Origin of the sequence: Aeromonas sp. ASNIH7, from assembly GCF_002903485.1 — a bacterium.
Classification (GTDB): Bacteria; Pseudomonadota; Gammaproteobacteria; order Enterobacterales; family Aeromonadaceae; genus Aeromonas; species Aeromonas caviae.
Genome location: NZ_CP026226.1, coordinates 1,923,825 through 1,942,663, shown reverse-complemented (window position 1 = coordinate 1,942,663; position 18,839 = coordinate 1,923,825). Strand labels below are relative to the sequence as shown.

Genomic DNA, 18,839 nt, shown 5'->3' with positions numbered 1-18,839 from the left:
CGGGATCCCGTGCCCGGTTTCGGCTGCCTGCGGGATCTCTGCTACAATGCCGCCCCTCATCATAAGCCAAGAGATCCGGCCCATGAAGCTCAACCCCAATCAGAATGAAGCGGTCAAGTATGTCTCCGGCCCTTGCCTGGTGCTGGCGGGTGCCGGATCGGGCAAGACCCGCGTCATCACCAACAAGATTGCCTATCTGGTACAGCAGTGCGGCTACAACGCACGCAACATAGCGGCGGTCACCTTTACCAACAAGGCGGCTCGGGAGATGAAGGAGCGGGTCGGTCAGACCCTGGGTCGCAAGGAGGCGCGGGGGCTGATGGTCTCCACCTTCCACACTCTGGGGCTTGAGATCATCCGCCGCGAGCACAAGAGCCTGAACCTCAAGGCGAACTTCTCCCTGTTTGATGACACCGATCAGCTTGCGCTGCTGAAGGAGCTGACCGAGGCGGAGCTCGACAACGACAAGGACAAGCTCTCGGCCCTCATCAGCCAGATCTCCAACTGGAAGAACGACCTCATCCTGCCTGCCCGGGCCATGCGCATCGCCCGCGGGCCGGAAGAGGTGCTGATGGCCCAGCTCTACGAGCGTTACCACCGCCAGATGGTGGCCTACAACGCGCTGGATTTCGACGACCTCATCGTGATGCCGACCCTGCTGCTCAAGAGCAATCAGGAGGTGCGCGAGCGCTGGCAGAACAAGATCCGCTATCTGCTGGTCGACGAATACCAGGACACCAACACCAGCCAGTACGAGCTGGTGAAGCAGATCGTCGGCGAGCGGGCCCGCTTCACCGTGGTGGGGGACGACGACCAGTCCATCTACTCCTGGCGCGGGGCCAAGCCGCAGAACCTGGTGCTGCTGAACGAAGATTTCCCCAATCTGCGGCTCATCAAGCTGGAGCAGAACTACCGCTCCAAGCGGCGTATCCTCAAGTGCGCCAACATCCTGATTGCCAACAACCCCCACGTCTACGACAAGGCGCTCTTCTCCGAGCTGGACGAGGGGGTGAAGCTCAAGGTGCTGTTTGCCAAGAGCGAGGAGCACGAGGCGGAGCGTATCGCCGCCGAGCTGATGGGCCACAAGTTCATGAACCGCACCCGGTTCAAGGATTACGCGATCCTCTATCGGGGCAACCATCAGTCGCGCATTTTCGAGAAGGCGCTGATGACCAACCGCATTCCCTACCGTATCTCGGGTGGCACATCGTTTTTCTCCCGCACCGAGATCAAGGACATCATGGCCTACCTCAAGCTGCTGGTGAACCCGGACGAGGACACCGCCTTCCTGCGGGTGGTCAACCTGCCGCGCCGCGAGATAGGCCCCACCACCCTCGAAAAACTGGGCCAGTACGCCAACCAGCGTGGCAAGAGCCTGTTTGCCGCCAGTTTCGAGCTGGGGCTGGAGCAACACCTCTCCGGACGCGGTCTATCCGCCCTGCAGGCCTTCACCAACTGGCTGGTGAGGCTTGGCGATCAGGCGCTGCGCGGCAATCCGGTGGAGGCGGTACGGGACATGATCAAGGAGATCCATTACGAGGAGTGGCTCTATGAGACCTCCCCCAGTCCGAAGGCGGCGGAGATGCGGATGCAAAACGTCTCCACCCTTTATCGCTGGATCAGCGAGATGCTGGAAGGGGATGAGCTGGAGGAGTCGATGACGCTGGCTCAGGTGGTTACCCGGCTCACCCTGCGGGACATGATGGAGCGCAACGAAGGGGAGGATGAGGCGGATCAGGTGCAGCTGATGACATTGCACGCCTCCAAGGGACTGGAGTTTCCCTATGTCTACATGGTGGGTATGGAGGAGGGGCTGCTGCCCCACCAGACCAGCATCGACGAGGACAACGTGGAGGAGGAGCGACGCCTCGCCTACGTGGGGATCACCCGGGCCCAGACCGAACTGACCTTTACTCTCTGCAAGGAGCGCCGCCAGTTTGGCGAGTCGGTGCGGCCGGAGCCGAGCCGCTTCCTGCTGGAGCTGCCCCAGGATGACCTGGAGTGGGAAAACCAGAAGAAGGTGACGGCCGAGGAGCGCCAGCAGAAGGGGCAGGTTGGTGTCGCCAACCTGCGGGCCCTGTTCAAGAAGGATTGAGGTCGGAAGGCTTGGTCTCTCGAGAAGCCTGACCCAGCAGAGGGGGAATATCGGCTCCCGGCAGCGGGGGCGAGATGTGGCGCCCCTGCCCGAGGGCGCAGCCAAGCTCGATGAGCTTTTGCAACTGCTGCTGATTTTCGATCCCCTCGACCACCAGGGTGAAGTCGAGGTCCTGGCAGATGTCCCGCATGGCGCGGATAAGCGCCAGATCCTTGGGTGAGTTCAACATGCGATGGGTGAAGCTATCGTCCACCTTGATGTAATCCACCGGGAAGTGAAACAGGGCGTTGAGGGAAGAGAAGCCGGTGCCGAAGTCATCCAGGCTGACCTGGATCCCTTTCGCCCTCAGTTCATGCAGGGCAGTGAGGGAGTCGGCACTCTGCCGGGAGAGCTCGCGTTCGTTGAACTCAAAGATGAAACATGCGGGGATGACACCCTCCTCCTCCATGATGGTGAGCAGTTGCATGATCTGCTCGTGGCTGGCCAGGTGCTTGCCGGAGAGGTTGATGGCTATCCTGAAACGACCGACCCCGGAGGCGGGTTGCCAAAGCTTCAGTTGCTGGCAGGTGCGCTTGAGGATCTGGCGGTCCAGATCCTGAATGAGGCCGCACTGTTCCGCCAGAGGAATGAAGTCGAATGCATCCTTGAGCTCCCCTTCCTCCGTTATCCAGCGCGCCATCACCTCCAGTCCGACCAGGCGGCTGTCACACAGCCTGATCACCGGCTGGAAGTAGGGCACAATCCGCCCTTCCCGCAAGGCTCTGAAGAGCCGCTCTTCCGGTGACCCCGCCTGTTCGGTACAGGCCTCCGAATACATGACGATGCGGCTGCGGCCGTTGCGCTTGGCCTGGTACATGGCGAGGTCTGCCTGGTGCAGCAGTTCACTGACATCGGCCGTTTGCTCCGTCACGCTGGCGACCCCCAGACTGACGGTGATGGTCAGTTCGTTGCCCTGGAGCCGGAACGGATGGCCGATACGGCCAATCAGGCGATTGAGCACGGGGCTGATGTCCTCTTCCCGCTGGCTGTTGTCCAGATAGATGACGAATTCGTCCCCTCCGAGCCTCGCCACCATGTCATTTTGCCGGATGCAGCCTTGCAGCCTGCTGCCCAGCTCCTGCAGCAACTGATCGCCGGCACTGTGGCCCAGGGCGTCATTGACCTGCTTGAAGTGATCCACATCGACGAAAATCAGGGTGAAGCCGGCTGTCTGGTAACGGCGGTAGCGGGTCATGGCATGATGCAGGTGATTCATCAGCAGCGCCCGGTTTGGCAACTGGGTCAGCGGGTCGTGCAGGGCATTGAACTGGAGCCGCCGCTCCAGCTCCTGATGATGCTTGAGCCGTTTCTGCAACCTCAAGTTGGTTTGGCGCAGCTGTTGGAGTCGCTGGTTGATGGACTCCTCCGAGTTGAGCTCATCGAGTTGCTGTCGCACCCTTTTGAGCTCCAGCAACAGGGTCAGCTGATGGCGCAGGAAATCGAGGAACAGCCTGTCATCGGTTTCCAGAGGCCGGGTCATGTTGAGGATGAGGTGGGCAAAGTATTGCTGCTGCTGGCGCAGGGGCAGGCTGTACCAGTAAAGCCCCTCTTCATGGCGCTCTACGCTGTTGGTGCTGTGGCACATGGCCCGAATGATGTCATCGTCGTATGTCAGGTGTGGTGGATAGAGTCGCTCCAGTCGCTGGTTTTCCAGCCGGATCAGCAACATGTCGCTGACCGAGAGCATCTGGCGCAACACAGCTTCCAACTGGGCAAACAGGGCATGCTGAGGCAGGTTGTGAGCCAGGCGCATCACTCGGCCGATCTTCTCGATTTTCTCCTGCCACTGGGGATCCCGCTGCATGAGAGGGGAGGCCTGCCCCGCCAGCTGGGTACCGGTCTGGGTTTCGTGCAGGCGTTTGGCCAGGCACTCCAGCAGCAGCCTCAGGGTGGGTGCCTGCTCCGGGGTGCTGCGTGCCAGCAACCACTGCACGTCGATATGCTCCACAGGCTGCACGCACCAGCCCTGACCTTCATCGAGCCGGGTGAGCTGTTCGGTGAGGCGAGGTTCTTCCCGTCCCAATTGTTGCTTGAACACGTCGGGAAGCTGATAGGTGTAGCGCCAGTTCAGCCCCCCGTCGGCCAGCCCCAGCATGGCGAAATGTTGCAGAGGGCAGAGTGTGTCCAGCAGGCCGACCAGTCGGGCGTAATCCTCGGGGGAGGCAATGCCGGGGGCGGGGAAATCCATGATGGAGGAGACGACCGCCAGCAAGGAGTGCGAGTCTGGCGGTGTGGTGGGCTGAACTGACATGCAACACTCCCGAAAAAACTTACCTTCAAGCGTAGTCGGAAGTGATGGGATTGAAAGGGCTGCAAGAGGAGCCCTTTCAATTACTTAGAGCTTGTCGATCATGTAGTGAATGGCGTTCTCGATCTCTTCGTCACTGCAGGTGGCGCAGGTCCCCCGCGGTGGCATCATGCCAGCCTTGCCGGTGAAGCCTTCGATGGCGTGTTTGCGCAAGGTGTCGAAGCCCTGGGCGATGCGTGGCTCCCAGGCGGCCTTGTCACCTCGCTTGGGGGCGCCGGCGGCACCGGTATCGTGGCAGGCGAAGCAGGCACCCTTGAACACGGTCTCGCCGTCACGTGGGCCGGAGGAGGCTGCCGCAGGCGCCGCCGCAGCTGTCGCAATACCTTCCAGATCCTTGGCGGTATAAACCTGGCCAACCGGGGCAATACGCTCGGCGATGGCCTCTGTCGACATGTCATCGGCGGCAAGGACGGCGCCGGACAGAGTGGCGGCCGCCATCCCGGCAGCCAGCAAATAGCTCAGTTTTTTCAACACGCTCATGTACTCCCAGCAGGCTCTTATTATCCCCAGAAAACGACGGGATTATAACCGAATAGTTACAGCCATTTAAACGCTTGTGTGTGAAGTGTTAAGCAATCTGCAAACAAAGTGGTAGAGCGGGAAGGGGTGATCCCACATAAAAAAAAACCGGCATGTGCCGGGTTTCGTGAGGCCGAACAAGAGAGGGCGCGCTGATTGCCCAGGCGCCCCTCGCGTGTCGTCAATCCCAGTTCAGGATCACCTTGCCGGACTTGCCCGAGCCCATGGCTTCGAAGCCCTGCTGGAAGTCGTCGATGTGGAAGTGATGGGTGATGATGGGGCTGAGATCCAGGCCAGACTGGATGAGGCTTGCCATCTTGTACCAGGTTTCGAACATTTCGCGGCCGTAGATCCCCTTGATGAAGAGTCCCTTGAAGATCACCTTGCCCCAGTCGATGGCCATGGTGGAGGGAGGAATGCCGAGCATGGCGATTTTGCCGCCGTGGTTCATCTTGTCGATCATGTCCTGGAAGGCGCTGGGCACCCCGGACATCTCCAGCCCCACATCGAACCCTTCGGTCATGCCGAGATCTTCCATGACATCGGAGAGCTTCTCCTTGGCCACGTTGACGGCACGGGTGGCGCCCATCTTGCGGGCCAGTTCCAGCCGGTATTCGTTGACGTCGGTGATCACCACGTGACGGGCGCCAACGTGACGGCAGACGGCAGCGGCCATGATGCCGATGGGGCCTGCGCCGGTGATGAGCACGTCTTCACCCACCAGGTCGAAGGAGAGGGCGGTGTGCACGGCGTTGCCGAACGGATCGAAGATGGCGGCCAGCTCATCGGGGATGTTGTCCGGCAGCTTGAAGGCGTTGAAGGCCGGGATCACCAGGTATTCGGCGAAGGATCCCGGGCGGTTCACACCCACACCAATGGTGTTGCGGCACAGGTGGGTGCGACCGGCACGGCAGTTGCGGCAGTGGCCGCAGGTGATGTGGCCTTCGCCGGAGACGCGATCGCCGATGGCGAAGCCGCGCACTTCCTGGCCGACGGCGACCACCTCTCCCACATACTCGTGCCCTACCACCATGGGGACGGGAATGGTCTTCTGGGCCCACTCGTCCCAGTTGTAGATGTGCATGTCGGTGCCGCAGATGGCGGTCTTGCGGATCTTGATGAGCAGATCGTTGTGGCCGAGTTCGGGAGCCGGGACATCGGTCATCCAGATGCCGACTTCGGATTTGAGTTTGGAGAGTGCTTTCATGACAGATTCCTCACGGCGCCATGCCGGGTACAGAGGGTAATAAAATGGGGCCCAACCTTGGCCCCCGTTTTAATCAGCCAGCCATGTGATCAAATCACACCGAGCTCGCGACCGATGCGAATGAAGGCATCGATCGCCTTGTCCAGTTGCTCCCGGGTATGGGCGGCGGACATCTGGGTCCGGATGCGCGCCTGACCCTTGGGTACCACGGGGAAGGAGAAGCCCACCACGTAGATACCGGCGGCCAGCATGCGGCTCGCCATCTCGGCGGCCAGTTTGGCATCCCCCAGCATGACCGGAATGATGGCGTGATCGGCACCGGCCAGGGTAAAGCCGGCGGCGCTCATGCGCTCGCGGAAGTAGGCACTGTTCTCCTTGAGGCGGGCACGCAGGTCGTGACCCTCGGCCAGCATGTCGATCACCTTGATGGTGGCCGAGACGATGGAGGGTGCCAGGGAGTTGGAGAAGAGGTAGGGACGGGAGCGCTGACGCAACCAGTCGATCACCTCTTTCTTGCCGGAGGTGTAGCCACCGGACGCGCCACCCAGCGCCTTGCCCAGGGTACCGGTGATGATGTCGACCCGTTCCATCACCTCGCAGTATTCGTGGGTGCCGCGGCCGTTCTCACCGATGAAGCCGACGGCGTGGGAGTCATCCACCATCACCAGCGCATCGTACTTGTCGGCCAGATCGCAGATGGATTTGAGGTCGGCGATGACGCCATCCATGGAGAAGACGCCGTCGGTGGCGATCAGCTTGAAGCGGGCGCCGTCGGCATCGGCCTGCTTGAGCTGGGCTTCCAGTTCGGCCATGTCGTTGTTGGCGTAACGATAGCGCCTGGCCTTGCACAACCGCACCCCATCGATGATGGAGGCATGGTTGAGGGCGTCGGAGATGATGGCGTCTTCGGCACCGAACAGGGTCTCGAACAGACCACCGTTGGCGTCGAAGCAGGAGGAGTAGAGGATGCTGTCTTCGGTGCCGAGGAAGGCGGACAGCTTCTGCTCCAGCGCCTTGTGCTGGTCCTGGGTACCGCAGATGAAGCGCACGGAGGCCATGCCGAAGCCGTGGCTCTCGAGCCCCTGATGGGCGGCGGCAATCAGGTCGGGGTGGTTGGCCAACCCCAGGTAGTTGTTGGCACAGAAGTTCAGTACCTGCTCGCCGCCCACCGCAATCTGGGCCTGCTGGGCCGAGGTGATGATGCGCTCCTGCTTGTATAGCCCTTCCGCCTTGACCTGTTCGAGCTGTTCGGTCAGGTGACGATAGAATCCGTTAGACATCCTCGGTCCTCATTGCTGTATCGACTGTGTTATCAGGATCCCGGGCCGTGCAACCCGCACGGTTCGGCGTCGTCACGGTCGCGACGAAACGCCGACAGACCCTAGAATGGGCAACATTTTACTGTAATCCCTGCGTATAAATTCAAATTTTTATGCTGATAATCAACAATTGTGAAACAGATCTCACCCGGCTGGTTGGGCCAGTTGGTGATAATGTTGCTCCAGTTGATGTATCTGGGGGGCCACCTGTGGCTGCACGTAGGGTCGCAGCAAAAACAGCACCCGCAAGACCCCCTGGTAGAGCAGGGGTTTGGTGATGCGGGTGGCCGGGGCCTGGGCGATCTGGAACGGGATCCAGCAGGTGACGACCATCTTGATGGTCTGGCCGAGATCCGGCAGGTCTTCATCGCTGACGGCGATGATACCGCCTTCGCGCAGGCTTCTGAGCAGCGTCTCCACGGTGGCACGGAGCTGCTCCTGTGCCTTGAGGTATTTCTGCTGCAGAAGCTCGTCGCGACTCAGGATGTCCGGCAGGTTTGCGTAGAAGAAGCGGAACTGCCACATCAAATAGAAGATGGCATCCAGGTAGCCCATCAGATCCTCCAGCCGGATCTCGCTGCTGCGGATCGGAGTGAAGCTGTCGCTCAGGTGGCGGGCGTACTGATCGAAGATGGAGTGGATGATGTCTTCTTTGTTTCTGAAGTGGTAGTAAAGGTTGCCCGGGCTTATGCCAAGGTGTGCGGCAATGTGGTTGGTGGTAATGTTGCGCTCGCCCTGATCGTTGAACAGCTCGGTGGCGCTGTGGATGATCCTGTCTCTGGTCTTCATCGCTGGTCCCTCTGCCGAGCCCGAAGGGGAAAAGTCATCGAGGTCGAATCCCCTTGCGGCCCGTGATAAACTTTTCGGCAATTTCAAATTGGCCCACTATACACAGCTTTAACAGGCAGTCACACGGGGCCACAACGTACGCGAGGCAAACTCCATGATCGTAGTAACTGGCGGTGCTGGCTTTATCGGCAGCAATCTGGTCAAGCAGCTGAACGCTCAAGGACGGACCGATATCGTGGTCATTGATGACCTGACCGACGGCACCAAGTTCGTCAACCTGGTCGACCTCACCATCGCCGACTACATGGACAAGGACGAGTTCCAGGCGCGGATCGTCTCCGGTGACGAATTCGAGGAGTGGGATGACGGCATCGAGGTGATCTTCCACGAAGGCGCCTGTTCCGCGACCACCGAGTGGAACGGCAAGTTCATCATGGAGGTCAACTACGAGTACTCCAAGGATCTGTTCCACTACTGCATCGAACGGGAAATCCCCTTCATCTACGCCTCTTCCGCCGCGACCTATGGTGGGCGCAACGACAACTTCATCGAAGATCCCAGGTTCGAGCAGCCCCTCAACGTCTACGGCTACTCCAAGCAGTTGTTCGATCAGTACGTGCGTCGCTGGATGCCGGAGATCAACTCCCAGGTGGTGGGTCTCAAGTACTTCAACGTCTATGGTCCCCGCGAGCAGCACAAGGGCTCCATGGCGTCCGTGGCCTTCCACCTCAATACCCAGGTGAAGCAGGGTGACAATCCCAAGCTGTTCGAGGGCTGTGACGGCTTCCCGGATGGCGGCCAGATGCGCGACTTCATCTACGTGGACGACGTCTGCAAGGTGAACCTCTGGTTCTGGCAGAATCCGCAGCACTCCGGCATCTTCAACTGCGGCACCGGTCGGGCTGAGCCGTTCCAGAACGTGGCGGAAGCCGTGATCAGGCATCACCAGAAAGGCGCCATCGAATACATTCCCTTCCCGGATCACCTCAAGGGTCGCTACCAGAGCTTCACCCAGGCGGATCTCACCAAGTTGCGCGGCGTCGGCTATGACGGCGAGTTCAAGACTGTGGCCGAAGGCGTGGCCGATTACATGGCCTGGTTGAACCGGGCTTGATCCCCCTCTGGCGGGTGGCTCTGGCCACCCGTCGATCGGATGCGCTTGCATGAACATATTGATGGCTCTCTCCCAGCTCGAAGTGACGGGCGCGGAGGTCTATGCCACCACGGTCGGCAACGAGCTGACCCGCCGTGGCCACCAGGTTTTCTACGTCTCTGACACCCTGACCAAACCGACTCTGGGACCGGTCTTTCGGTTGCGCTTCAACAAGCGCAGCATCCTGCGCCGCTTCTGGCACGTCTTCTATCTCATCTATCTGATCCGCAAGCACAGGATCCAGCTTGTACATGCCCATTCGCGCGCCTCGGGCTGGAGCAGCTACGTCGCCTGCAAGCTGACCGGCACCCCTATGATCACCACGGTGCACGGGCGCCAGCCGGTACACGCCTCCCGCAAGGCATTCCATGCGTTGGGCTATCGGGCGGTGGCAGTGTGCGAGGATATCGCCAGCCAGATCATCGACAACCTGGGGGTGGACCAGGCCATGGTGCAGGTGCTGCGCAACGGCATCGAGACCGACAAGTTCCAGCCCGTGCCGATACCGGACAACGACAAGCCGGTGATCGCCATCATTGGTCGGCTGAGCGGTCCCAAGGGGGAGCTCTGCTACCGGTTGCTGGACGAGGTACTGGATCTGGAAGCCTGCCGGGTGCGCGTCGTCAGCGGCACCCAGGTGCCGGCGCGTTTTGCCCGTTTTCAGGACAAGGTCGACTTCGTCGGTTATGTGGACGATGTGCCCGCCCTGATGGCGGGCTGCGATCTGGTGATCGGTGCCGGTCGGGTGGCGATGGAGGCGCTGCTGTGCGGTCGTCCGGCGTTTGCCATCGGCGAAGCCAGGGCCATCGGTCTGGTGACGGAGCAGAATCTGGACGAGGCGCTTGCCAGCAACTTCGGCGACATCGGCCCCAGGGATCTGGCCATCGACTTTGCTGGTCTGAAGGCGCAGATCCCTTCGGCGCTAGCCTCCAAGGTGGTGCCAGACCCAGTGCGTCAACGGATCCTGCAAGAGTATGATTTGCAAGGCGTCGTGACCGGGCTGGAATCCGTCTATCAGGATGCCGTGGTCGAGACCCTGCGCCGGGAGATGCCGGTCATCATGTATCACCGCTTCATCGAGCACGAGAGCGAAAAGGGAGTGCATGGCACCTGGCTCCCGGTCGCCATGTTCGAGAAGCACCTCAAGCTGATGAAGTGGCTGGGCTACGAGACGCTGACATTTGCCGACCTGGCAGAGAACGGGTTCATCCACCGGCTGCAATACGGCAAGAAGTACCTGATGATCACCGTGGACGACGGCTATCGGGACAACCTCACCCGCATGCTGCCGCTGCTGGAAAAGTATGGTTACAAGGCGGTGGTCTATGTGGTGACCGGTGAGGATCACAATCGCTGGGATGTGGAACATCCGACGCACCCCGATACCCCGGTGACCCTGATGACCCCGGACGAAATCAAGGCACTGGTGGCCTCCGGTCATGTGGAGATCGGGGCCATACCCTGACTCACCCCCGCCTGAGCACGCTCCCCCCAGGGGAGCAGGCCCACCAGATCCAGGCCAACAAGGCCTGGCTGGAGCAGCTGCTCGGCCATCCCCTGATCTCGTTTGCCTATCCTTACGGGGATCTGAACGACAGTGCAAAATCCCAGGCCGTTGCCGCCGGTTATCGCTATGCTGTGGCCACCAACAGCGGCCCCAGAGCCATGCACCGGGATCCGTTCCAGATCCGCCGGATCGCCATCTTCCCCCGCACAGACATGTTCGGTCTGTGGCGCAAGATCCGTGGCAACTATGTCTTCCGAAAAACCTGACAGGGAATACACCTTGCTCCGTATGACAGATCATGACTCATCGACGAGTGACTATTTTCTCCGCATTTTTCACGGCCAGGCGTTCGGCAACTTCATCTTCCTGAATATTCTGGGTTACACCCTGTTCAAGGATTCGATTCAGCTGATCGCCGACGTCTGCCAGACCATCATAGTGTTGGCCACCCTGATGGCCTTCTATGTGGAGAGGGCCTTCTTTACAAGGAACAGGATCTTTCAACTGCTCTGTCTGGCCCTGGTGGTACAGAGCCTGAGCTGGGTCGCATCCAGACAGTTCGTGCCCGACTATGCCCTCAAATACCCTTCTGTGAAGTCGATGGCATACCTCTTCTTCTTCCTTGGTCTCGCCTACTGGCTGAAGGGGGACCCGCGCCGCATCGTCATCACCCTGCTGACCTTCTGCCTCGGTGTCATTTTCACCTTTGCCTATCACTCCTCCTTCTTCTCCATCGTGGAGACAGGTCTTGATGGGGCCAGGGTAGATTTCAATTACCGCAATGCCCAGCACGGCTCCCTGATCGCGGGTGCCTGCTTCCTGTTTTTTGTGCTCTTGTTGCTTACATCGAAATTCAGGAAGCTGTCGCTGGGCAATGCCGGGATTCTGCTTGGTATCCTGTTGTTCGGGGTCTTCTCCGTCATTCTGCAGTCCCGTCAGTCCTGGCTGGCGATCTCGGCTTCGCTGGCCATCCTCCCCTTGCTGGGGGAGGAGAGCATTGGCCAAGGCGCAAGGTAGTGTTGACCTACGCCATCTTGCTGATGACCATGCTGGCGCTGTATCAGGTTTCGTTCATCCGGGAGCGGTTGCTGGCCGGCTTCGTGCATCAGGGGGATGTGCATGCCATCCTGACGGGTAACTGGAACGAGGTACGGGACTTCAGCATCGGTGTGCGATTGAAGACCTGGTTGGAGGCCATCCAGTGGTTCCTGGCTCACCCCTTCTTCGGGACAGGCTATGGCAGCCAGTCGTTGGTGATCACCCTCTCCAAGACGCTGCCTGACTACATTACCCGGGAGTTTCGTCACCTGCACAACTCCAACATGGAAACACTGGTGTGCTGGGGGGTAGCCGGTTTCCTGGTGTTGTATGGCACACTTTTCTCGGTGCTCCGCCAGGTGCTGTGCTGTCCGGTTTCGTCCCGTTTCATCAAGATGCTGGCCATCTCCTTCATCCTCTATTGGCTCATCATCAACAACTTCGAATCATTCTTCTACATGCGTTCCGGGCAGTGGGTATTCAGCGTCTTCATGGGCGCCATCTACTCGACCGCATTGCATTGGGAACTGAACAGGCTTGGAAAGGAAGGTCATGAAAATTTACGTCATTAGTCTGGACAGGGCCGTCGAGCGGCGCAGTCGTGTCGAGTCTGTGCTCTCTGCCAGAGGCATCCCCTTCGAATTTTTCAGCGCAGTGAACGGTTTTGAGGGGCTGCCCGAGCGGCTGCAGGCCCTGCCGGATGATCAGCACAGGATCCGGTTTCGCAGCAGACCGCTGACGCCCGGGGAAAAGGGGTGCTATGCCAGCCACTATCTGCTGTGGGAGAAGTGTGTCGAGCTCGACGAGCCCATCCTCATCCTGGAAGACGATTTCCTGCCCACCCAGTATTTTGAAGAGGTGGTGGGTACCCTGCCGAAGATCCACGAACAGTACGAGTACGTGAAGGTGGAACCCCAGATCGGTACCGCCACGGCCCTGACTACAGTGGACAACATGCAGCTCATGTTCTGGCACAACAACTCGTGCTGGACCACGGGATACAGCATCTCTCCCCAAGGGGCCCGCCGGTTGCTGGCCCACAGCCAGCGGTGGCTCTGTTCGGTCGACAACTTCATCGGTGAGTCCTATCGCACCGGGCTCATCTGTACCGGCCTGATTCCCTATGCCATCTACAGTCCGCGGGACATGGGCAGCGACATCCAGAATCAGGTCGTGCTGAAGAAAGTTCCGCTGGGATTCAAGTTGACCCGTGAACTCTATCGCTTCTACCGCTTCGTCAGGATGGCCCTGTGGAACATGAAACAGGCGGGGGGCAAGGCATGAGTACGACCAGCAGAACCATTCACGCCATCTGGCTCGGCAGCCGCTTGCCTCCTTTGGCGCACGTGTGCATCGATGACTGGCGCAAGCAGGGTTACAGCTACAAGCTGTGGCTGGACACGGATCCGCAGGTCAAACGCTGGATACAGGAGTGCACCTTTGCCCGGGAGTGCTACCGGCGAGGCCTGCTGGCCTTCGTGACCGATTATCTGCGGCTCAAGATCCTCGCTCAGGAAGGGGGTCTGTATCTGGATACCGATGTCACCATCAACCAGGATCCCTTCCCGCTCTTCGAGTCCGTGGCCTTTGGCGTTGGCTACGAATCCGATCGGCTGATCGGCACCGCGGTCATCTACGCCAGACAGGATTCGGCCATGCTGTCCGAGCTGGTGCGCTTCTATGAACAGGAGATCATGTCCTCTCCCATGTACATGGGGCCGGAGATCATGACACACCTGGTCTCGGAGAAGCTGGCATCATCAGGGGATACCGCCCTGATCGCCCCCGTGCACTATTTCTACAACTACCAGGGGGAGGCGATTCATTTCGAGCCGGCGGCAGAGCGCTACATGACGCACTGGTTCCAGCACAGCTGGAAACGCTCATCCGGTCTTGTGTTCCTGCGTGCCAAGGCCAAAGGCTGGTCAGGGTATCTCTATGAATGGCAGAAGGAGTTCTTCCGCCTGCGCAAATGATGGCGATATGGCATCACCGTGCTAGACAGTGGGCAGGGGAGCCGTGTCTCCATCTGCCTGCTTGCCGGTGACAGGAGTGACTTGACTCCAGAGCTGATCCAGCTGCATTTGTACCTCGCGCACTTCCTGCTGCGGATCTTGGCGACCCGTGTCGACGAAGCGATAACGGGGATGAGAGACGGGATTGGCAATGGCGGAGTGTCCGAGGGGAGAGACGATGGTGAGCAGGGGGATATCCAGCGCCTGCGCCATATGCCGTGGGCCTGTGTCGTTGCCGACGAAAAGCTGGCAATGGGCGAAGAGCCCCACCAGCTCCCGTACCGAGCGGGTCTGAACATGGTCAAACACGCTGGCCTGCAACGCCTCTGGCAGCAGCGGCTTCAGCCCCCGGTTGTACTCCTCTTCCCCCGGTCCGCAATAGACCAGGATCTGGGCATTGTGCTCCTCGATGAGCCACTGGGCGATCTTGGCGAAGCAGTCGATGGGCCAGCGCTTGTAATGCCCGAGGGAGTTCACTCCCATGGCGATGAGTGGCCGGGTCGGGTCGACGCCAGCGGCCAGCAGGGTCTCGCGCCCCCGTTGTTTCTCCTCGTCGCTGAGCCAGAGATAGTAGTTGCGATCCTCCCTGGCGAGGCCGAGGGGCTTGAGCAGTGAAAACCGGTCGTCCACCAGGGTGCTGTTGCCCTGATGCTCGGTGTCATGGCGAAAGCGCACGATGCGGTTGTGGCCCAGGCGCCATGGGAAGGAGTCGAAGCCGATCCGCAGGCGGGCGCCGGAGATGAGGCAGGTGAGCAGACCTATCATCTGGCCCTGGCTGTTGATCACCACATCGTAGCGCTCGCGGCGAATGCCCAGCAGCAAATCCTTCATGTAGCGCCACTCGTTGCGGCGCGCCTTCTCGATGACGATCAATCGATCGATGTTGGGGTTTCCCTCTGCCATGCCCGCGCAGTAATCCATGACCAGATAGTGAACTTCCCCGGCAGGGTCGTGCTGCTTGAGGTTGTTGCACAGTGCGGTGGAGATCAGCACATCTCCTATCTGTTTGGTTTGTACTACCAGGTATTTCATGGAAAGGGCCTCGAGCGAGGTCGGGTTGAACGTCAGCGCATCAGCATATCGCACTCCCCTGTCAGATGCTGCCGCTATGGGGTGAAAATCCGATCCAACGCACTGTGTTTGCACATATTTTCGACGTTGTTCGGGCTGGTGGGGCCCGGCTGGCAGTGCGGGAAGATGAGCGGGGGCATGGCACCGTCGGCCATGCCCCCGATGGGCAAGAGTGATCAGCGTACGATGAGGCCGAGCAGGATCCCCACCACGCCGAAGTCGGCATCGCTGAAGGTGGTGTTGGCAAAGCCGAGATCCCCCAGCACCGGCAGCAGGAACACCGGCAGGAAGGTGATCAGCAGGCCGTTGGCGAAGGCACCGAGTAGAGCGCCGCGACGACCGCCGGTGGCATTGCCGAACACCCCGGCCGCCGCACCGACAAAGAAGTGCGGCACGACGCCTGGAATGATGACGGTGAGCCCCAGCAGGTAGAGCAGCACCATGCCCACCAGACCGGCGGCGAAGCTCGACAGGAAGCCGATCAGCACCGCATTGGGGGCGTAGGGGAAGACGATGGGGCAGTCCAGCGCCGGCTTGGCGTTGGGCACCAGCTTGTCGGAGATCCCCTTGAAAGCCGGCACGATTTCGGCGATGACCATCCGCACCCCCTGCAGGATCACGTAGACCCCGGCGGCGAAGGTGATGGACTGCATCAGGGAGAACATGAACCAGTGCTTGCCCTTGGCGACTTCCGATACGTAATCCGCACCGGCAAACAGGGAGGTGATAAGGAAGATGATGCCCATGGTGAAGGAGATGGCCACCGGGGTATCGCGCAGGAACAGCAGGCTCTTGGGCACCTGCACCTCTTCGCTGCTGTGGGCCTTGTTGCCGAATTTGGCGCCGATCCAGCCGGCCAGCACGTAGGAGCAGGTGGAGAAGTGGCCGAGTGCCACGTCATCGGAGCCGGTGATCTGCTTCATGTAGGGGTGGGCGAGGGCCGGGAACAGCACCATGGTGACGCCGACCACCAGGCTGCCCACCGCGATGAGCGGGATGCCGCTCATGCCGCCGGCGGAGAGGATGGCTGCCACCATCATCGACATGAACAGGGTGTGGTGACCGGTCAGGAAGATGAATTTCCACGGGGTGAGCCGGGCGATCAGGATGTTCACCAGCATGGCGAAGAACATGATCATCGCCATCTCCTTGCCGAATGACTGCTGGGCGATGGAGACGATCGCCTCGTTGTTGGGGACGACCCCCTTGATGCCGAAGGCGTGCTGGAAGATGGTGGCGAAGTCGCCCAGCGAGTTCACCACCAGGGTGGCGCCAGCCCCCAGGATGACGAAGCCCATGATGGTCTTGACCGTGCCCTTGATGCACTCGGTCACCGGTTTCTTCTGGGCGATCAGGCCGATGAGGGCGATGAGGCCAACCAGCACGGCCGGCTCCGACAGCACGTCAAACATCAGAAAATTGAAAAATTCCATGGTCAGCTCCAAGCAGATGGAAGCGGCGGCTCACCAGCCGCCCAGACAGTTGAAAGGGGTTAGAGTGCGCCCAGCTCGCGCAGGGCGATGGCGAGTTTTTCTTTCATGGCGGCCTTGTCGACCATGTTGTCCAGCGAGACCAGCCGGCCGTTGACGCCCATGCTGACCAGCTGTTCGGCGATGTCGCGGGTGGCGACAAAGATCTCGGCGCTCTCGCTGCCGGCGGAGGCGAGATCCCGGTGATCCACCTCGGCCGTCACGGCCAGCTCCTTGAGAATGCTCTTGATGCTCATCTCCATCATCAGGCTGGTGCCCAGGCCGTGTCCGCATACAACCAGAATCTTCATGTTCTCTTCCTCTGTCGGGCGCAGGGCGCCACTCAATAACGCGCCAGGATGCGCAAGATGTCGTCTTTGCTGGTGGCCGTCATGATGGCCGCCACGTCTTCTTCATTCATGAACAGTTCGGCCAGCTGGGCGATGGTCTCCACGTGGGAGTTGCTGTCGCTGGCGGCCAGGGTGACCAGCAGCCGGACCGGGTCGTTGCCCTCGGAGCCGAAGTTGACCCCCTCCTTCAGCACGGTCAGCGCCAGTCCCAACCGGTTGACGCCGTCGTCCGGGCGGGCGTGGGGCATGGCCAGGCCCGGTCCCAGCACGTAGTAGGGGCCGAGCTCCTCGTGGGAGCGATAGAGCGCCGCCACATAGGAGGGCTCTATGGTGCCGTTGGCCAGCAGGGGGGCGGTGGCCAGCTCGATGGCGTGGCGCCAGTCGCGGGCGCCCGCTTCGATGGAAATGACCTCCTCGGTCAGCAATTGGGTCAGCATGGTAGTGTCCGGACTGGATAGGATGGCGCCAATCTAGCGATCTTGCCCTTTGATAACTGTGAGCTTGATCGCGAAAGTTAGCGCTACCAGATAGCGCTAACATCGATCTGTGATAGCGCTATCATTTCTCTCACAGAAGGGATTCATCCTGCCCCTTATCGGCCTCAAAGAAGGTAAAATCCGGTTTGAGCAAATAGTCAGTGCCCCGCTTTTGCCTTAAAGTGAATGTCCGCATGCCGAGGAAGGGAAAGGATGTCAGAAGCGAAAAAACGCCGCAGCACGGGTCGGGTGACCCTCAACGACGTGGCCCAGTTGGCTGGCGTGGGAGCCATGACGGTGTCGCGCGCCCTGCGCACCCCCGAGCTGGTGTCCGACAAGATGCGCGAGCGCATCGAGGCGGCGGTGGATGAACTCGGCTATATCCCCAATCGGGCGGCGGGGGCGCTGGCTTCCGCCACTTCCCAGACCATAGTGGTCATCGTCCCCAGCCTGGCGGAGCGTGCCTGCGGTGACATGATTGCCGGGCTGCAGCAGACCCTGCTCGCCGAGGGCTATCAGATCATGCTGGGGGATGCCCAGCACCTGAAGCAGCAGGAGGCCAGCCTGCTCAGCAATTTCCTGCAGCACAATCCGGCCGCCGTGGTGTTGTTTGGGGGGGATCCCGGGGAGGTCATCCGGCAGCGCCTGCAGGCGGCCCGCTTGCCGGTGGTGGAGGTGGGAGCCATGGCGCGCCATCCCATCGACATGAACGTCGGGGTCTCCAACTTCGATGCCGGTTATCAGCTGACCCGCCACCTCATCGAGCGCGGTCATCGCAACATCGGCTTTCTCTGTGCCCGCCAGGAGCAGTGGATGCTGCAGCAGCGCATGCAGGGCTGGCAGAAGGCGCTGCTGGACAACTACCTCTCTCCGGACGCCATCATCAATACCTCTGAGCTGCCGAGTTTCAGCACGGGGGCGGCCATGCTGGGGGAGTTTCTGCTGCGCTGGCCCGAACTGGATGCGCTGATCTGCGTCAACGACGAGCTGGCGGCCGGGGTGCTGTTCGAATGCCAGCGCCGCCATCTGAGCGTGCCGGGCAAGCTCGCCATCGCCGGTTTCGACGATCTGGATGTGGCGCGCGCCTGTCATCCTGCGCTGACTTCGGTCAGGATCCCCTATCACCAGATGGGCAGGGAGGCGGCGGAGCTGATCCTGCGCCAACTGGCGGGCGAGGAGGTGGCCGGCATGAGCCTCGCCCTGGATTTTCAATTGCAAAAGCGCCAGAGCACCTGACGAGCGATGCCACGACAGGGCGAGGCAAGCATGTTCAAGGCGTTGTGACCGAAGGCCAGGTCGGTGCACCGTCGCCCTGCGCGGGCACTGCCAGCCGACGTGTTCGCCCGGTCTGTCAACCGGGTTGACGCAGAGCGTGGATGCCACCGGAGCCATGACTCCAGGTGGCTGGCTGCACCCTGGTCAAGCTCTGAGCGGAACCACTGGCGAGCACCATTATTCTGGATAGACTTTGTAGGCCGGTGCAC

The 18,839-nt window shown here is 60.6% G+C and carries 16 protein-coding genes and 1 pseudogene; 8 read left to right on the top strand and 9 right to left on the bottom strand.

Features of this window, described 5'->3' with window-relative positions; all coding sequences use genetic code 11:
* Window positions 1-82: 82 nt before the first annotated feature.
* Window positions 83-2,095, top strand: coding sequence for a DNA helicase Rep (rep, locus tag C2U47_RS09200; protein WP_049636417.1), 2,013 nt, complete (start codon window positions 83-85; stop codon window positions 2,093-2,095).
* On the opposite strand, the gene C2U47_RS09195 is transcribed toward rep, so the two are convergent.
* The 5 genes from C2U47_RS09195 to C2U47_RS09175 all read right to left on the bottom strand — a co-directional run bounded on the left by C2U47_RS09195 (window position 2,082) and on the right by C2U47_RS09175 (window position 8,276).
* Entirely contained in the window at window positions 2,082-4,385 is a 2,304-nt protein-coding gene (locus C2U47_RS09195) for a putative bifunctional diguanylate cyclase/phosphodiesterase (RefSeq protein ID WP_049636418.1), read from the bottom strand. The genes rep and C2U47_RS09195 overlap by 14 nt on opposite strands.
* Before the next feature lie 84 nt (window positions 4,386-4,469).
* Window positions 4,470-4,922 carry a c-type cytochrome gene (locus tag C2U47_RS09190; protein WP_039041132.1) on the bottom strand — a complete coding sequence of 151 codons (453 nt, stop codon included), beginning with the start codon at window positions 4,920-4,922 and terminating at the stop codon, window positions 4,470-4,472.
* A 220-nt stretch (window positions 4,923-5,142) separates the two neighbouring features.
* A complete protein-coding gene (gene tdh, locus C2U47_RS09185) occupies window positions 5,143-6,168 on the bottom strand; it encodes an L-threonine 3-dehydrogenase (RefSeq protein WP_010672427.1) in 1,026 nt (341 codons plus the stop codon).
* An 89-nt stretch (window positions 6,169-6,257) separates the two neighbouring features.
* Window positions 6,258-7,448, bottom strand: a complete 1,191-nt coding sequence (locus tag C2U47_RS09180) for a glycine C-acetyltransferase (protein ID WP_103261596.1) — start codon at window positions 7,446-7,448, stop codon at window positions 6,258-6,260.
* Window positions 7,449-7,631: 183 nt separating this feature from the next.
* The gene (locus C2U47_RS09175) at window positions 7,632-8,276 is read right to left on the bottom strand and encodes a TetR/AcrR family transcriptional regulator (protein ID WP_010672429.1); all 645 of its coding nucleotides are present in this window, start codon (window positions 8,274-8,276) and stop codon (window positions 7,632-7,634) included.
* A 154-nt stretch (window positions 8,277-8,430) separates the two neighbouring features.
* On the opposite strand from C2U47_RS09175, the gene rfaD reads away from it, so the two are divergent.
* The 6 genes and pseudogenes from rfaD to C2U47_RS09145 all read left to right on the top strand — a co-directional run bounded on the left by rfaD (window position 8,431) and on the right by C2U47_RS09145 (window position 13,950).
* Window positions 8,431-9,390, top strand: coding sequence for an ADP-glyceromanno-heptose 6-epimerase (gene rfaD / locus C2U47_RS09170; RefSeq protein ID WP_039041134.1), 960 nt, complete (start codon window positions 8,431-8,433; stop codon window positions 9,388-9,390).
* Window positions 9,391-9,439: 49 nt separating this feature from the next.
* A pseudogene (locus C2U47_RS09165) lies at window positions 9,440-11,202 on the top strand (polysaccharide deacetylase family protein).
* Between the two features lie 13 nt (window positions 11,203-11,215).
* A complete protein-coding gene (locus tag C2U47_RS09160) occupies window positions 11,216-11,953 on the top strand; it encodes a hypothetical protein (RefSeq protein ID WP_158657397.1) in 738 nt (245 codons plus the stop codon).
* Window positions 11,953-12,546: an O-antigen ligase family protein gene (locus C2U47_RS09155; RefSeq protein WP_141227157.1), complete on the top strand. Its 594-nt coding sequence runs from the start codon at window positions 11,953-11,955 to the stop codon at window positions 12,544-12,546. The genes C2U47_RS09160 and C2U47_RS09155 overlap by 1 nt, the downstream gene beginning before the upstream one ends.
* Window positions 12,527-13,258: a glycosyltransferase family 25 protein gene (locus tag C2U47_RS09150; protein WP_042864640.1), complete on the top strand. Its 732-nt coding sequence runs from the start codon at window positions 12,527-12,529 to the stop codon at window positions 13,256-13,258. The genes C2U47_RS09155 and C2U47_RS09150 overlap by 20 nt, the downstream gene beginning before the upstream one ends.
* Complete coding sequence (locus C2U47_RS09145) at window positions 13,255-13,950, top strand: glycosyltransferase family 32 protein (protein ID WP_042879178.1); 696 nt, start codon at window positions 13,255-13,257, stop codon at window positions 13,948-13,950. Before C2U47_RS09150 ends, C2U47_RS09145 begins: the two co-directional genes overlap by 4 nt.
* A gap of 21 nt (window positions 13,951-13,971) precedes the next feature.
* On the opposite strand, the gene C2U47_RS09140 is transcribed toward C2U47_RS09145, so the two are convergent.
* The 4 genes from C2U47_RS09140 to C2U47_RS09125 form a co-directional block, all read right to left on the bottom strand.
* Window positions 13,972-15,021 (bottom strand): glycosyltransferase family 9 protein, encoded by a 1,050-nt coding sequence (locus C2U47_RS09140; RefSeq protein ID WP_080988606.1) that lies wholly within the window; start codon window positions 15,019-15,021, stop codon window positions 13,972-13,974.
* Window positions 15,022-15,236: 215 nt separating this feature from the next.
* On the bottom strand, window positions 15,237-16,493 hold the full coding sequence (locus C2U47_RS09135; protein ID WP_010635518.1) for a PTS ascorbate transporter subunit IIC: 1,257 nt from the start codon (window positions 16,491-16,493) through the stop codon (window positions 15,237-15,239).
* Window positions 16,494-16,552: 59 nt separating this feature from the next.
* Window positions 16,553-16,840 carry a PTS sugar transporter subunit IIB gene (locus C2U47_RS09130; RefSeq protein WP_042879175.1) on the bottom strand — a complete coding sequence of 96 codons (288 nt, stop codon included), beginning with the start codon at window positions 16,838-16,840 and terminating at the stop codon, window positions 16,553-16,555.
* A gap of 32 nt (window positions 16,841-16,872) precedes the next feature.
* Window positions 16,873-17,316, bottom strand: a complete 444-nt coding sequence (locus C2U47_RS09125; protein WP_049636423.1) for a PTS sugar transporter subunit IIA — start codon at window positions 17,314-17,316, stop codon at window positions 16,873-16,875.
* 252 nt (window positions 17,317-17,568) lie between these two features.
* On the opposite strand from C2U47_RS09125, the gene C2U47_RS09120 reads away from it, so the two are divergent.
* Window positions 17,569-18,591, top strand: coding sequence for a LacI family DNA-binding transcriptional regulator (locus C2U47_RS09120; protein ID WP_041212112.1), 1,023 nt, complete (start codon window positions 17,569-17,571; stop codon window positions 18,589-18,591).
* Window positions 18,592-18,839 lie beyond the last annotated feature (248 nt).

Bases quoted from the DNA above. Each gene is read 5' to 3' on its own strand.
- C2U47_RS09195 (WP_049636418.1), bottom strand. From the start codon at position 4,385: ATGTCAGTTCAGCCCACCACACCGCCAGACTCGCACTCCTTGCTGGCG.
- C2U47_RS09175 (WP_010672429.1), bottom strand. From the start codon at position 8,276: ATGAAGACCAGAGACAGGATCATCCACAGCGCCACCGAGCTGTTCAAC.
- C2U47_RS09190 (WP_039041132.1), bottom strand. From the start codon at position 4,922: ATGAGCGTGTTGAAAAAACTGAGCTATTTGCTGGCTGCCGGGATGGCG.
- rep (WP_049636417.1), top strand. From the start codon at position 83: ATGAAGCTCAACCCCAATCAGAATGAAGCGGTCAAGTATGTCTCCGGC.
- rfaD (WP_039041134.1), top strand. From the start codon at position 8,431: ATGATCGTAGTAACTGGCGGTGCTGGCTTTATCGGCAGCAATCTGGTC.
- C2U47_RS09125 (WP_049636423.1), bottom strand. From the start codon at position 17,316: ATGCTGACCCAATTGCTGACCGAGGAGGTCATTTCCATCGAAGCGGGC.
- C2U47_RS09140 (WP_080988606.1), bottom strand. From the start codon at position 15,021: ATGAAATACCTGGTAGTACAAACCAAACAGATAGGAGATGTGCTGATC.
- C2U47_RS09135 (WP_010635518.1), bottom strand. From the start codon at position 16,493: ATGGAATTTTTCAATTTTCTGATGTTTGACGTGCTGTCGGAGCCGGCC.
- C2U47_RS09145 (WP_042879178.1), top strand. From the start codon at position 13,255: ATGAGTACGACCAGCAGAACCATTCACGCCATCTGGCTCGGCAGCCGC.
- C2U47_RS09180 (WP_103261596.1), bottom strand. From the start codon at position 7,448: ATGTCTAACGGATTCTATCGTCACCTGACCGAACAGCTCGAACAGGTC.
- C2U47_RS09120 (WP_041212112.1), top strand. From the start codon at position 17,569: ATGTCAGAAGCGAAAAAACGCCGCAGCACGGGTCGGGTGACCCTCAAC.
- C2U47_RS09150 (WP_042864640.1), top strand. From the start codon at position 12,527: ATGAAAATTTACGTCATTAGTCTGGACAGGGCCGTCGAGCGGCGCAGT.
- tdh (WP_010672427.1), bottom strand. From the start codon at position 6,168: ATGAAAGCACTCTCCAAACTCAAATCCGAAGTCGGCATCTGGATGACC.
- C2U47_RS09130 (WP_042879175.1), bottom strand. From the start codon at position 16,840: ATGAAGATTCTGGTTGTATGCGGACACGGCCTGGGCACCAGCCTGATG.